13 protein-coding genes, 1 tRNA gene and 1 rRNA gene (1 of these 15 only partly in view) are annotated in these 14,948 nt (G+C 31.7%); 12 read left to right on the top strand and 3 right to left on the bottom strand.

The annotated features are described in order from the left end of the window. The 5 genes from ACQZHJ_RS15395 to ACQZHJ_RS15375 form a co-directional block, all read left to right on the top strand. Window positions 1–2,341, top strand: a 23S ribosomal RNA gene (locus tag ACQZHJ_RS15395) (it extends 566 nt beyond the left edge of the window). A gap of 52 nt (window positions 2,342–2,393) precedes the next feature. Further along, window positions 2,394–2,468 (top strand) — tRNA-Asn (locus ACQZHJ_RS15390). A gap of 274 nt (window positions 2,469–2,742) precedes the next feature. Continuing rightward, a complete protein-coding gene (locus tag ACQZHJ_RS15385) occupies window positions 2,743–3,426 on the top strand; it encodes a response regulator transcription factor (protein ID WP_430486414.1) in 684 nt (227 codons plus the stop codon). Between the two features lie 48 nt (window positions 3,427–3,474). Beyond that, a complete protein-coding gene (locus tag ACQZHJ_RS15380) occupies window positions 3,475–4,890 on the top strand; it encodes an ATP-binding protein (protein WP_430486413.1) in 1,416 nt (471 codons plus the stop codon). A gap of 17 nt (window positions 4,891–4,907) precedes the next feature. Continuing rightward, window positions 4,908–6,425 carry a hypothetical protein gene (locus tag ACQZHJ_RS15375; protein ID WP_430486412.1) on the top strand — a complete coding sequence of 506 codons (1,518 nt, stop codon included), beginning with the start codon at window positions 4,908–4,910 and terminating at the stop codon, window positions 6,423–6,425. Between the two features lie 48 nt (window positions 6,426–6,473). Here ACQZHJ_RS15375 and ACQZHJ_RS15370 read toward each other — a convergent pair whose 3' ends face one another. Continuing rightward, window positions 6,474–8,366: an LTA synthase family protein gene (locus ACQZHJ_RS15370; protein WP_430486411.1), complete on the bottom strand. Its 1,893-nt coding sequence runs from the start codon at window positions 8,364–8,366 to the stop codon at window positions 6,474–6,476. 181 nt (window positions 8,367–8,547) lie between these two features. Between ACQZHJ_RS15370 and yedF the strand changes: the two genes are divergently transcribed. Further along, window positions 8,548–9,120: a sulfurtransferase-like selenium metabolism protein YedF gene (yedF, locus tag ACQZHJ_RS15365; protein ID WP_430486410.1), complete on the top strand. Its 573-nt coding sequence runs from the start codon at window positions 8,548–8,550 to the stop codon at window positions 9,118–9,120. 48 nt (window positions 9,121–9,168) lie between these two features. Then, window positions 9,169–10,131 carry an NAD(P)/FAD-dependent oxidoreductase gene (locus ACQZHJ_RS15360; RefSeq protein ID WP_430486409.1) on the top strand — a complete coding sequence of 321 codons (963 nt, stop codon included), beginning with the start codon at window positions 9,169–9,171 and terminating at the stop codon, window positions 10,129–10,131. Window positions 10,132–10,241: 110 nt separating this feature from the next. On the opposite strand, the gene ACQZHJ_RS15355 is transcribed toward ACQZHJ_RS15360, so the two are convergent. Beyond that, entirely contained in the window at window positions 10,242–10,799 is a 558-nt protein-coding gene (locus ACQZHJ_RS15355) for a GDSL-type esterase/lipase family protein (RefSeq protein ID WP_430486408.1), read from the bottom strand. A gap of 8 nt (window positions 10,800–10,807) precedes the next feature. Then, window positions 10,808–11,440 carry a RusA family crossover junction endodeoxyribonuclease gene (locus ACQZHJ_RS15350; protein ID WP_430486407.1) on the bottom strand — a complete coding sequence of 211 codons (633 nt, stop codon included), beginning with the start codon at window positions 11,438–11,440 and terminating at the stop codon, window positions 10,808–10,810. A 301-nt stretch (window positions 11,441–11,741) separates the two neighbouring features. On the opposite strand from ACQZHJ_RS15350, the gene ACQZHJ_RS15345 reads away from it, so the two are divergent. From ACQZHJ_RS15345 to ACQZHJ_RS15325, 5 genes are read left to right on the top strand one after another with little or no spacing between them, the layout of a single operon-like run. Then, window positions 11,742–12,161, top strand: a complete 420-nt coding sequence (locus tag ACQZHJ_RS15345; protein ID WP_430486406.1) for a hypothetical protein — start codon at window positions 11,742–11,744, stop codon at window positions 12,159–12,161. Window positions 12,162–12,175: 14 nt separating this feature from the next. Further along, window positions 12,176–12,967: a hypothetical protein gene (locus tag ACQZHJ_RS15340; RefSeq protein WP_430486405.1), complete on the top strand. Its 792-nt coding sequence runs from the start codon at window positions 12,176–12,178 to the stop codon at window positions 12,965–12,967. A 33-nt stretch (window positions 12,968–13,000) separates the two neighbouring features. Beyond that, window positions 13,001–13,405, top strand: coding sequence for a type II toxin-antitoxin system PemK/MazF family toxin (locus ACQZHJ_RS15335; RefSeq protein WP_316317335.1), 405 nt, complete (start codon window positions 13,001–13,003; stop codon window positions 13,403–13,405). Window positions 13,406–13,419: 14 nt separating this feature from the next. Continuing rightward, window positions 13,420–13,689: a hypothetical protein gene (locus ACQZHJ_RS15330; RefSeq protein WP_430486404.1), complete on the top strand. Its 270-nt coding sequence runs from the start codon at window positions 13,420–13,422 to the stop codon at window positions 13,687–13,689. Between the two features lie 58 nt (window positions 13,690–13,747). Beyond that, on the top strand, window positions 13,748–14,872 hold the full coding sequence (locus ACQZHJ_RS15325) for a CAP domain-containing protein (RefSeq protein WP_430486403.1): 1,125 nt from the start codon (window positions 13,748–13,750) through the stop codon (window positions 14,870–14,872). The last annotated feature ends 76 nt before the right edge of the window (window positions 14,873–14,948 follow it).

Below are 14,948 nucleotides of genomic sequence, written 5' to 3'. Positions count from 1 at the left end.
GTTCAAAGCCCCTTATGAGGGTGATGAAGTGCTTTTTGTAGAACGAGCCAACGAGTTACGGTATGTAGCAAGGTTAAGTACTTAAGGTACGGAGCCGAAGGGAAACCGAGTCTGAATAGGGCGACTAGTTGCATGCCGTAGACCCGAAACCGGGTGACCTATCCATGGCCAGGTTGAAGCGAGGGTAAAACCTCGTGGAGGGACCGAACCACGTTGCTGTTGAAAAAGCATGGGATGAGCTGTGGATAGCGGAGAAATTCCAATCGAACCCGGAGATAGCTGGTTCTCTCCGAAATAGCTTTAGGGCTAGCGTCGAGTATGAGTAGTGGAGGTAGAGCACTGAATGGGCTAGGGGGCATAGCGCTTACCGAACCTTATCAAACTCCGAATGCCACATACTATGAGCTCGGCAGTCAGACTGCGAATGATAAGATCCGTAGTCAAAAGGGAAACAGCCCAGATCGTCAGCTAAGGTCCCAAAGTGTAAGTTAAGTGGGAAAGGATGTGAGATTTCTAAGACAACTAGGATGTTGGCTTAGAAGCAGCCACTCATTAAAAGAGTGCGTAATAGCTCACTAGTCGAGAGATCTTGCGCCGAAAATGTAACGGGGCTAAACTTACCACCGAAGCTACGGGCTTGAATTTAATTCAAGCGGTAGGAGAGCGTCGTAATCGGGCTGAAGTCGTACCGTAAGGAGCGGTGGACTGATTACGAGTGAGAATGTTGGCATCAGTAGCGAGATGTGGGTGAGAATCCCACAGGCCGAAAACCTAAGGTTTCCTCAGGAAGGTTCGTCCGCTGAGGGTTAGTCGGGACCTAAGCCGAGGCCGAAAGGCGTAGGTGATGGACAACTGGTTGATATTCCAGTACCACTACCATCGTTATTATCGATGGCGTGACGCAGGAGGATAGTGTGTGCTAGCTATTGGATGCTAGTCTAAGCACTTAGGCAGTGAAAGTAGGCAAATCCGCTTTCATAATGCTGAGGTGTGATGGGGAAGGTTCCACGGAACCGAAGTACATGATTCCACGCTGCCAAGAAAAGCGTCTAGAGAGAGAAGTAGTGCCCGTACCGCAAACCGACACAGGTAGGTGAGGAGAGAATCCTAAGGCCGGCGGAAGAATTACAGTTAAGGAACTCGGCAAATTGACCCCGTAAGTTCGCGAGAAGGGGTGCCTACGAGAGTAGGCCGCAGAGAATAGGCCCAAGCAACTGTTTAGCAAAAACACAGGTCTCTGCTAAAGCGTAAGCTGATGTATAGGGGCTGACGCCTGCCCGGTGCTGGAAGGTTAAGGGGAATACTTAGCGCAAGCGAAGGTATGAACTTAAGCCCCAGTAAACGGCGGCCGTAACTATAACGGTCCTAAGGTAGCGAAATTCCTTGTCAGGTAAGTTCTGACCCGCACGAATGGCGTAATGACTTGGGCACTGTCTCAACTGTAAATCCGGCGAAGTTGTAGTGCGAGTGAAGATGCTCGCTACCCGCGATTGGACGGAAAGACCCCGTAGAGCTTTACTGTAGCTTAGCATTGAGTTTTGGTATTGTCTGTACAGGATAGGTGGGAGACTAGGAAACTAGGGCGTCAGCCTTAGTGGAGTCATCCTTGGGATACCACCCTGACAGTACTGAAATTCTAACTGGCGGCCATGAATCTGGTCACAGGACATTGTTAGGTGGGCAGTTTGACTGGGGCGGTCGCCTCCTAAAAAGTAACGGAGGCGCCCAAAGGTTCCCTCAGAACGGTCGGAAATCGTTCGAAGAGTGCAAAGGCAGAAGGGAGCCTGACTGCGACACCCACAAGTGGAGCAGGGACGAAAGTCGGGCTTAGTGATCCGGTGGTACCTCGTGGGAGGGCCATCGCTCAACGGATAAAAGCTACCTCGGGGATAACAGGCTGATCTCCCCCAAGAGTCCACATCGACGGGGAGGTTTGGCACCTCGATGTCGGCTCGTCGCATCCTGGGGCTGAAGTAGGTCCCAAGGGTTGGGCTGTTCGCCCATTAAAGCGGCACGCGAGCTGGGTTCAGAACGTCGTGAGACAGTTCGGTCCCTATCCGTCGCGGGCGTAGGAAATTTGAGAGGAGCTGTCCTTAGTACGAGAGGACCGGGATGGACTGACCTCTGGTGTACCAGTTGTTCCGCCAGGAGCACAGCTGGGTAGCTAAGTCGGGAATGGATAAACGCTGAAAGCATCTAAGCGTGAAGCCAACCTCAAGATGAGATTTCCCATAGCGTAAGCTAGTAAGATCCCTTGAAGAACACAAGGTTGATAGGTCGGGGGTGTAAGCATGGTAACATGTTCAGCTGACCGATACTAATAGATCGAGGGCTTGACCAAATATAGTATTAATTATGTGCAATTTTGAAAGAACAATCTTTCAGTAAAATGTTCCTCGGTAGCTCAATGGTGGAGCACTCGGCTGTTAACCGATAGGTTGGAGGTTCGAGTCCTCTCCGAGGAGCCATTTTTTTTATCTAAAATTAAGTAAGCAGAGCAAGTTATGAATTAATAATTATATTAGTTTATAGCTTTTTTTTATATTCAAAAATAGAGTTGATTATTTTAGGTAATTTTAGTGTAAGCTATTTGTAATTAAAGTAAGGCCAATATTGGATATAATTAAATAAGAAAAATAATGATTTTATTTTGATTAAGCAATGATTTTAAATTCTTTATTTATAAATAAAAAATTTAAGTAAGAGTATATTAAATTAAAGGTGTTATGAGGAGTTGAAGGTATGAAGATTTTACTTGTTGAAGATGAAGAGAGTATAAGAGGATTTTTAAGAATAAATTTTCAAAGAGAAAAATTTGATGTTATAGAATGTGAAAATGGAGAAGAGGGAGTTAGAAAAGCTTTAATTGAGAAGCCTGATATAGCAATATTGGATGTTATGTTACCTGGTATGAATGGCTTTGAGGTTTGCCAAAAATTAAGAGAAACATTTCCGCATATGGGTATAATAATGCTTACTGCTAAAGGAGAAGATATGGATAAGATAATGGGTCTACAGTTTGGTGCAGATGATTATGTTTTAAAGCCATTCAATCCATTAGAAATAACTTTAAGAGTCAAAGCATTAATAAGAAGAATAGAGGGTATAAATGAAGATGAGAATAATGATAGTATAGAAGTGGATAATTTTAAGCTTGATTTATATTCACAGAGTCTTTATAAAGAAGATATTGAAATAGATGTTACCCCAAAGGAATTTTTATTGATGAAAATATTTATGCAAAATCCAGGAAAAGCATTTACTAGAGATGAACTTCTAAATTTAGTATGGGGAATTGATTTCTTTGGAGATCCTAAGATTGTTGATGTTAATATAAGAAGATTAAGATCTAAGATAGAGGATAATTCATCAAAACCTAAGTATATAGAGACTGTTTGGGGGACAGGTTATAGATGGAAGAGATAATAGTTTGATTTAGCATGACTGATAAATGTAGATAGGAGTATATATTGTATGAAAAGTATAAAGACTAGGCTAATGAAAAATTTCTTAGTTGTATTATTATCAACTATTATAATTGTCTCAGCCATGTTTTTGATTTTTATTTCTAGGTATTATTATCAAAATACCGAGGAAATATTATTAAGTCAAATTAATACATCAGTAGAATTTTATAAAAGATATCTTTCTAATTCTAGTTTAGAGAATAATGTTTATGATGATGTAGATATTTTTTGGAAGCAAACTGATGCACAGGTTCAGATATATGATTTAAAAGGGCAATTAATAATGGATTCTATAGGACTTGAGCCAAAAGAATATGGAACACCTATGGATGTTAAGAGAGCCTTAGAAGGAGATACTGCTAAGTGGGTAGGAACTGAACAAGATTACACAGGAAAGGTAATGGCTATTTCAGCACCGCTAAAAAATGCTTCTAATGAAATAGTAGGAGTTATAAGATACATAAGTTCTCTTAGAAATGTTGATAATTTTATACTTAACTTTTTCTTAGTATTTATAGTTATTGGATTAACAGTTTTGGCTATTGGTATAATATTAAGTTATTTCTTGGCTAATAGTATAGTAAATCCAATTACAGAACTTATAAAGGTTTCGGAGCAGATGGCTAAGGGTAATTTAAAGGTAAGAAATAAGATTGTTACTAATGATGAGATTGAGACGCTTGCTGATACTCTTAACATAATGGCAGAGGAAATCGAAAATAGAGAAACACTTAAGAATGAGTTTATATCTTCTGTTTCTCATGAACTTAGAACTCCTTTAACTTCCATTAAGGGATGGGCTATCACATTAAATAATGATTTTACTGACAGAGAAACTTTAAAAATGGGATTTGATATAATTGAAAAGGAAGCGGATAGATTAAGCAATATGGTTGAAGAGTTATTAGACTTCTCTAAGTTTGTCAGCGGAAAAATAAAGTTGAAATATGAAGAGATAAATTTAAAAGATTTCATAGAATATTTAAAGCTTTATATGAATCCTAGAGCTGAAAGAGAAAATAAACAATTAATATTAAAAGGTATAGATGATGATTTTATAATTGTTGGTGATAAGGATAGATTAAAGCAGGTATTTATTAATATTCTAGATAATGCTTTTAAATTTACACCAGAGAATGGCTCCATAACAATTGAATTTTTATGTGGAAAAGAAGGAATATATATAAATATAATTGATACTGGTTGTGGAATAAGTAAGGAAGAATTGCCTAGAGTAAAAGAAAAGTTCTACAAGGGTAAAAATTCAAAATCTCAAAATGGTATAGGACTTTCTATATGTGATGAAATAGTATTATTACATGAAGGAACTTTGGATATTACAAGTGAATTAGGAATGGGAACAAAAATAACTATATATTTACCTAAAAAGTTAATTAAAAGCATTGAGGATAATACAGATTAAATTATAAGAGGTGATTTATGAAGAAAATTTTTACATTCTTCTTGATTATTATTAGTGTATTAATGGTTGGTTGTTCTCAGAATGATGAATCTTTTGATGTATCGAAGATAACACCACCTGAATCAAATAATATAAAGATATTAGGGGAATGGGAAGTCACAAATAATATTTATAGTGAAAAAACTACTGATGATTCAGATATTACAAATGGAATTTTTCATTTAAAATCTGGAGACAAAATAATTATAGGAAAAGATAAAGTTGTATTGAATGATATTTCTGTTGAAAATCCAAATTTTAAGCTAAAGAGAATGGAAAGAGATAAATTTTTTCAAGAAGTAGATGATGTTGAAATAAAAAATGAAATAAAAAATACAATAAAAAGTGATTATGTAGATATAACATCAATTTATGATAGTAATAAAACTTATATAAATATAATTTCTATAAATAATGATGAAGCATATCTATTACTTTCAGATAAATTAGTCAAACTAAAGAAAATATCAGATAAGCTAGAGGAACAATCTGTTGTTGAAGATAAGAATGAAAAGGTAGCTAAAAGTAATGATATAAAGAGTAATGAAAATTCTGAGTATTATAATAAGGATGTTGGAGTATTACTTGGTATAAAGAAACCAGCAAAAATGGAAGATGGATACTATGAAGCTTCTACTTATAAAACATTATGGATATCTATAATTAATGATGAGCTTCAACCAATAAATATTTTAGACAATTCTCTTTTACTACCTAGAATAAATGGATTCTCTAACATAAGTTTAACATCAGAGTATAATGGGGATGAAATTGAAAATAAGCTTACAGTTACAAGTAGGAAAAAAGATGAGAAGGAAGTTAAGGGAGAACAAATTAGAAAAGGTATCTATGAGGAAATAACTTTTGTAGGAAATGATTATATTGGACTAGAATCCTATGTTGGCAATAACTTCGATGGACAGTATAATTCATATAGCATAACACCCATAGATAAAGTTGATTCGGCTAGAAGTATGGATATAGCCAATCTTTTTGGAAAGCAAGAAGAAGAAAATTATAATACTAGTGAAAAGAATGCAATACAAAAATATGATGTGGATGGAAAATCATATTATGCTCAAAATAAATATTCTAACATAACTCTTCAAAGAAAGAATGGAAATTGGAATTTGGAAGGTATGTTAAATAATAAAAAAGATTTTAATGATTTCAGAATTTTTGATATTAATATTAATCCTGTACCAATATTAATAAATTATGACACATTAATGGTTCCTTGGAGTCAAGTTGTTTCATTGGGAAGAGGAGTACGAGATATTGTAACTGCTCCTAATGGAAAGATTGCAATTACATTATCAGATAGTAAATTAACTATATATAAAATTACTGATGGTAGATTGGGAGAAAAATTAGGTTCAATATATATAGAACCTAATGAAGAGATTGTTATGGCAGAGTGGGCTGTAGGGGATTACGTTAAATATTGGGATGAGACGGTTGAAAATATTTATGGTGCAAAAGGTATAGATGAATAATAAAAAGAGCTGAATTAATTTCAGCTCTTTTTGTTTAAATAAATTATGCTAATTGTTTTGAGGAGTATTGTTCTCTGGAACTTTTCCCTTAAAATAGTTAGCTCTAATCATTTTATCAGATAAATCTAAAGCATTTCCTACAATTTCTTTTTCTTTATCAGTTAAATCGCCTTTTACAGTTCTATCAGTTAAAACAGCATAAGATCTATTTGTATTTAATAGATTTCTTCCTAAAGCAGTGTTTTCATAAACACTATTATCAATACCTAATAGATATAATAATGTTGGCATTATATCTATTTGACCACCATAAACTTCATCTTTAACAGGTTCTTTTACGCTTGGGTTGTAGATAACTAGTGGAACTGTATGATTTCCATTGTCTAACCACCACTGTTCAGGGTTAGATAATGTTTCTATTTTACTATTGTAATATTTATGAGGACCAGTATGGTCACCTTCTATTGCAACAACAGTATTTTCTAAAAGCCCTTCTTTTTGAAGTAAATCTAAGAACATTCCAATTTGAGCATCAGTGTAATGAATACTTTGGAAGTATCCACCTAAAACATTTTTATCAAGCTCAGGGCTAAGTTTTAATTTACGATACTCTCCTGGTAAATCAAATGGACCATGGCTTGTTAATGTAACTGTAAATGCATAGAATGGTTCTTTCATTTCTTTTAACATTGGAGCAACTTGCTTGAAGTAGCTTCCATCACTTAATCCCATTCCAATAACTTCGTCTTGATTAAATGAATAGTAGTCAGTGAATTTATCAAATCCTATACCAGTTAATCCTTGAGCATAGTTCCAGAATGAACCTTTATCTGGATGGATGGCAACTGTGCTATATCCATCTTTCTCTAAAATATTAGGCAGTGAGTTATAAGTTGTATTTGGATATCTAAAGAAAGTACTTCCTTGTCTTAATGGTAACATTGAAGTATTCATCATTAAGTCTGAATCTGAGCTTGTACCTTCGTTAACTTGTTCAAATATATTAGGGAAGTAAATAGAATTATTTAATATTCTATTTATGTTTGGTGTTATCTCTTGACCATCAACTTTTTGATTTATAACGAAATTTTCAAGAGATTCAACTTGGATAATAATTAAGTTCTTACCTTTAAACATTCCCTTATATTTATTATCAGGTAAATTTTCATTTTTGAAATCGTAGTACTCTTTAATTTGTGCTTGGTCCTCAGCAGTCATTTCATATGGCTTAGAATTCTTATAAACATTATATATATCAAATATATGATATCCAATAGGAGAGAAGTACTCTACAGTATTAGTAGGGTCATAGTTACTAAAGATGTATGAGTTTTTAACATTCTCTCTTTTTAAAACATTAACGTTAAATGGAACATATCCTATATAGCAAATAGAAACTATCCATACAATTAATGTAGCCTTCCAGTTTGATTTACACTTATTAAAGCTTTTTCTTAGGAAGATAAAAGCTATTATTAAGATTATAAAATCTATAAAGAATAGGAAGTCAGATGGACTAGCCATTGAGAATATACTATCCCCTAGATTATCTAAGTTAGCTGTTTGTTTTAATAGCATTATTGATGGAACTGTTTGGAATCCTCTAAAGTACCAAATATCCATCATTGTAAGTACTGTAATAAATAGGTCTAGAATTATTAATGCTATAAATTTTCCTTTGTTTTTAAATAAAAAACAAATACTTATAAATAGTGCTGCAAAAGCTATGTAATAATTTATGAAATAACTAGCTTGTCTAAATCCTAATCCAAAGTTAAGTAAGTATGGATCTTGATTTAAAGAAAATCCTAAAAAAAGTGCTCCTTTTAAAACTACGGCTAATATTGTGAATATATAGAAACCTAGTCTTATTAAAGCATTTTTATCAAGAGAATCTTTAAGCTTATCAAAAAAGTTATTTTTCTTTACTTTTTGTTGCATTAAAACACCCCTTTTAAAATTATTCAAAACTAGTAATATTATATCACAAAATAATATGTTGATTGTATGAAGGAATTATTACAAAAAAGGAGCGAAACAACTTTTTTTGGAAAACTTTAATTTTCTCAATATATAAAAATATGATATCTTTATATTATAGATTAATTTAAGAGGTGAGATTATGAAAAGAATAGAATGTATGGGAATGGCATGTCCTATGCCAGTTATAAACACAAAAAAATACTTTGATTCAATAGAAGAAGGTTGTGCAGAAGTAATAGTTGATAATGAAGTAGCAAAAAATAATATTTACAAATATGCTAGTGGATGCGGATATTCTGTAGAAGCAAGAGAAGAAAATGGAAACTATATAATTAACATAGAGAAAAAAGGCGAGATTAAAGAAGAGAAAAAAGAAGATGATTTTGTAATAGTTGTATCAAGTGACAAACTTGGTGAGGGTAATGATGATTTAGGAAAAATTCTTATGAAGGGATATTTATATACTTTATCAGAGAATGATAATATTCCTAAAGAACTTATTTTCTTAAATGGTGGAGTTAAATTAACAGTTAAGAATTCGGAAGTTTTAGAGTCTTTACAGAAGTTATATGACCGTGGAGTTAATATATTAAGTTGTGGAACTTGTTTAGATTTCTATGGAATAAAAGAGGAATTAGCTATAGGTGAAATAAGTAATATGTACACTATAGTTGAATCAATGAATACTTATAATAAGGTTATAAAACTATAATACTTTTTTGAGAGGAGGAAATATTTACTTTAGGTAAATATTTGCGATATGGAGAGTACTTTATTTGAATATGATGTTGTAGTTGTTGGTGGCGGAATAAGTGGAATGGCTGCGGCTATAAAATCAAAAGAAAATGGTATAGAAAAAGTTCTTTTATTAGAAAGAGAAGATGTGCTTGGTGGAGTTCTAAATCAATGCATACATTGTGGTTTTGGAAAAGAAACTTTGGGGGAACCTGTTACAGGAAGTGAATTTGTTGAATACTTTGTAAGTAAGGTTAATGAACTTGGTATAGAGGTTAAACTAAGCACCACTGTTTTAGGAATAAATAAAGAAAAAGAGATAAGCTATGTTAATCCAGATGAAGGCATGAAAACTATGAAAGCTAGAGCTATAATTTTAGCAACTGGAAGTAGAGAAAAGTTTAAGGGAAATGTAAGTGTACCTTTAAATAAATTTACTGGAATATATACTTCTGGGACAGCACATAGATTTATAAATCTATATGGATATCTTCCAGGAAAAAACATAGTTATAATAGGCTCACATGACAGTGATATGATTGTCGCTAGAAGGCTTATTGTAGAGGGAGCTAAAATAGAAGCTATAGTTGAAAGTAAGGATTATCTAAATTCATCTCAATATATTGTTGAAAATATAATAGAAGAGTTTAATATACCTGTTAAACTTGGATACACAATAAATGAAGTTTTAGGAACTGAGAGAGTTGAAGGGGTAATGATAAGTAAGAGTGGAGAAGAAGAAAGTTTTATAAAATGCGATTCACTTTTAATATCTGTACCTTGGATTCCAGAAAGCATATTAGGAAAAAAATTAGGATTAAGAATTTCTAATAGTAGTGAAACTATTTTAGTGAATGATAATTTTGAAACATCTGAAGAAGGAATATTTGCCTGCGGTAATGTCCTGCATGCATATGAGTTATCCGATATAGCAGTAGATGAAGGATATAAGGTTGGAGATTCTGTATTTAATTATTTAAATAATTAAAATTAAAGCTTTGCTTTTCTAATTGTTGAATTAGATGATAATCAACAATTGAAAAGCAAAGCTTTATCATTAAATAACAAAATTTTAGTACATATTGAGGATATAAAATTTTAATCAAAAATTAATTCTCTTTTTAATAATTCAGCTATTAAAATGTTCCCTTTGATACTGATGTGTAGTCCATCAGTATAGTTTGATGGGTTAAATGGAATAGAATGAGTTATATCTATAAACTTAATATTATTTTTTATTGAGTACATCTTTAATTCTTTAGAAAAACTCTCAAGTTTAATATTTATGTTTAAATAGTCTAAAGAAGAATCCCAATGTTTTAAAGCTAGTTCTCCAAAAATTTTTGGAGGTGACATTAAAACTGGTTTAATATTTAATGAGTCACAGTCTTTTATCATTAAATCTATGTTTTCAATGATTGATTCAATTGATTTTTCCATAAGGATATCATTTGAACCACACATAATTACACATACATCTGGTTTAGCAGAAGTTAGAGTACTATATATTCTAGATAATATACCAGTAGAAGTATCTCCATTAATGCCTCTGTTTATTGTAGTAAAATTTAAGTCATTTATTTTTGTTACCCAAGAATTTTCTTGCCCAACACCATATCCAAAGGTAAGAGAATCCCCAATGCATAATATATTCATTTAATCACCTACATTCTTAACAAACATTTTTTACATACTATAGTTGTCCCTTTATTAGCGGTAACGAAATCATTACCTACTATAGACTTATTACATATTGAGCAAATAACTCCAGTTGATTCTGCTTTAGGAGTAGATTTTTTTATTTCTTTAGTAGTATTAGTAGATTTTCTTTTTTTATTAGGTGGTGGTGAATAAAGTAATTTTGGAGCTTCCTCTTTACGCTTTGTAATATTGTAGTTAAAATCATAAGTACTTTCTCCAAAGAACTCTAATTCAAATCTAGGATTTTCTTTATCATAAAACTCTTCAGTTATTATTCTTCTGATTTGCATATCGTTTATTATTAAGCCGCTTTTTTCTATTCCATCAAAAATACTTTTGGTTATATTACCTGTATCTGGATGTCTTTTTGAACTCTTGTAATAAACTTTAAGAACTGCAATTAAAGATTCTTCTAAAATTACATTTGGGTTTTGAATTCTAGCTTCATAAGCAATTTGCTCTTCATATAAAGCATATCTATCATGATACTTACCAGAATTTGATGGAAGTATAGCTCGTCCTTGAGCATTTGATAATTTAAAGTTCGATTTAGTAATAGGAGAGCCTTTTACTACAACTTTTGCATATGAATTCATATTAAGCCTCCAATCATATGATATAATAATATAGATTATATCATAATGTAACACTAGGTATTTACATTTCTTGAATGTATTTAATGGATAAAGAAATGTTATTTTAAACTTATTTAACTGTTGAAAAAATGCGTTAACATTTGATAAATTATTAGTATAAATTACTAATTAATTTATTAATTGTAAAAAACGCATTTTTTTTATTTTATAAAATTTATGAACAATGCGTAAATTTTATTAATAAAAATAAATTTTCCACGGCTTATGGTATGGAATAACTATACACTTTTACAGGTTGGAGGTGGGGAAAATTAAAAAAGGTAATTGGACAAGGGAAGAAGATTTAAAAGTTGAGGAGCTTTTTTATTTAGGATATACAGCTAGAGAAATTGGAGCTGAGTTAGATAGAAGCAAAGATGCTGTGCAAAAGAGAATACAGTTATTAACTCGTAAAGGAGTTATAGATAAAAACAAGATAAATAGACTTGTTTTTACAAATAAAGAGAGTTTAAGACTTAGAGAAAATCTTCAAAAACAAACTGAAAAAGAAATTAATAGAGCATTAAACCATGAAAGTAATAAGTATCTAACTGGAGAAAGCTTAGGAAAACAATGTAAAAGTGCTTATGAAAATTATAGTGGTGGTAAAAGGCTAAAAAAGGAAACTGATAATATGGTTTATCCGAAGGATATGCCTAAATATATAAAAACTAATTTATAAAGGGGGTGAAAATAATGGCTTATAAAATACCGTTTACAAAAGAACAAAAAGATAAATTAAGTGAAATTGGAAGCAAAAAGAAAATAAAAAATGCTGGTTCTGTATTAGCTTATATTATAAAATATGTGAACAAAGAAACAGGATATTTAGATTTTTCTATAGAAAAATTACATAGTAAACATGCAGAAAGTAAGAAAAAAATAGTTAATGGGAAAAAGAAAGCTCAAATTTCTTTAACTTACTTTAAAAAATTAGCAGACATAATGGTAGATAAAGCAATTTTAAGTATAAGGAGAGAAGGAAAATTAAAATTTTATGGGATAAACTCCGTTTCAGACGAAGAAAAAGAAGATAAAGATAATGATGATACAAAAGAAGAAAAAGTACAAGATGATACAAGTGATGAAGGGTTAATAGCACGATTAGCAAAAGCTTATAAAGGTGTAGAATACAATGTTATAGCAACAAAGAAACAATTAAAAACTATAGCAAAAGCTTTGTTAGTAGCAAATAATTTAAATTCTAATTCAGTTCACGATAAATGTGTTCAATGGTTGGTATTTAAAAAGATTAAAAATAGTTTGCAAAGGATTAATTTAGTTGGGGCTATAAGGTACATAGAAACAATACTTTATGAAAAATTAATTGAGGTACAAGATGATAATTTTAATGTACCAATGTGGCTATATAATAACCTTGAATTGCCAAAGGTAAACTTCACTCAAAGAAATTATACCAAAGAAGATTTTGAAAAATTGGAGCAAGAATGTCAAGAAGATTTATGGAATGGTACAGCTTTAGTTTAATACATATAAGTTTAACAAGGAAGGAGGAAAAATATGAGAACAATAAGAGAAGAGTTTTTTAAAATAAATTCAACAAGAGCTTATTTAAGGGGAGATATTTTTTATGCAGACTTACCCGATCAAAATGGTTCTGAACAAAGTGGAGTAAGACCGGTTGTAATTATTCAGAATAACTTAGGCAATAAATATGGGAGAACTCTTATTGTAGCACCAATAACATCAAGGGATAAAAAAGATTTACCAGTACATAGCGAAATTTATAATAATAATTTAGAAAGGGATTCTACAATTCTTTTAGAACAAGTAACAACAATAGATAAAAATAAGGTTAAAGAATTTGTAGGTCATCTAACAAGAAATGAATTAAAAAAATTAAATATAGCTTTAGCAAGAAGTGTTGGACTAATGGACTTAAACTCTTTGGAATTTATTATATGATAGGAGATTAGCTTATGAGTAAAGAGTATTTAAAAATGAATGAATGTCCTTATTGTAAAAGTGATGAAGGATATTTTTTTAGAAGTTCATATCGAGGGACATATCATGAACGTTATAACTTTAATGGAGAAATGGCTGAAGAAATGGGAGATATACATGATCATGCTATTTATAAGCAAGGTAAGATAGCTTATTGTAGAAATTGTGGTAAAAAATTATTTAAGGTAGATAATAGTTCAGAATTTTATAATGATATTAAAAATAAAAGGCTAAATGAAATATAAAAGTGTTCCCGAGGGACACATAATAAATTTATATTTATAAATGAAAGGGGTTTTTTTAATGAATAAAAAAATAAAAGCAATTATTGAATTTGTGAAGGTACATAAAAAAGAAACAATAGGAGTTGCAGTAGCTTTAGGTATAGCAGTTATTGGTATAGGAGGATATGCTATAAGCAATCATTATAATTCAAAAGCAGAGAATAACTTAGCTTTAGCAGAGAAGAAAAATACAGATGAAGCAAAGCAAAATGATGAAAAAAAAGAAGATGATACTAATTCTACAGAAGATACAAAAAATGAAAATTCTGATGTAATTGTAGAAGAACAAGAAGATGGAACAATGATTGTAAAAGACAAAGAAGGTAATACTATTGCTGACAGTTCTAAGGGTGATGATGTTTCTAAAATTGTAGAAGAAAAGAAAGAAGCTGGAAGCAATATTACAATAAAAAATACAAAGGGTGAAGTTAAAAAAGTAGAAAAAGTTGAAAATGGAGCTATTAAAATAGCAAGTGGTGAAACAGTAACACCTAAAGTAGAGAAACCAGTTTCAACAACTTCATCAAAAGAACAAAATGGTGAGAAGGTTGAAGAAGTAAAAGATATAAAAGGAGCTACTGGAAGTAGCGAGGGTAGTATTACAATTGTAAAGCCTAATAAAGAAGAAAATTCTAATAAATCTGAAAGTAAACCACAAGATAACCCTAAAGAAGAAGCTTCACAGCCTTCTCAAAAAGAAGAAACAAAGGAAGAAGTTAAGCCAGTTGAACCAGTAAAACCAGTTGAAAAACCACAAGAGCCAAAAGAAGAAGTTAAGCCACAAAGAACTTGGGAGTATCAAGAAGGAATGACAAATCAACTTTGGAGTGAATTTAATGATTATAGACAATCGAAGGGATTAAATGCTTTAAAGTGGAGTGGTAAATATGCTGAATGGACAAAAACTCATTGTGAGGAAATGGCTAAGAAAGAAACATCTTTCCATAAAAGCTATCCTGAAGGTGGTCAAGTAGTTGGATTAAATGGGACTAAAAATATGAGTGCAAGTAAGATACTACAAGGATTTAAAAACTCACCAGCACATGATAGAAATTTATTAGATGATGAAATTACAGAAGGAGCTTGTGCAGTATATAAAGATAGTAATGGTGTTTACTATTTTACAATAGGTTTCAATTATTAATACAAATAATGATCCCCCATAATTTAAATATAGATTACAGAACCTTAGAATATTCTAAGGTTCTTTTTTATGATTA

Source organism: Clostridium sp. B9 (genome assembly GCF_050509515.1).
Taxonomy (GTDB): Bacteria; Bacillota; Clostridia; order Clostridiales; family Clostridiaceae; genus Sarcina.
This window is presented reverse-complemented; position numbering and strand designations above follow the sequence as displayed.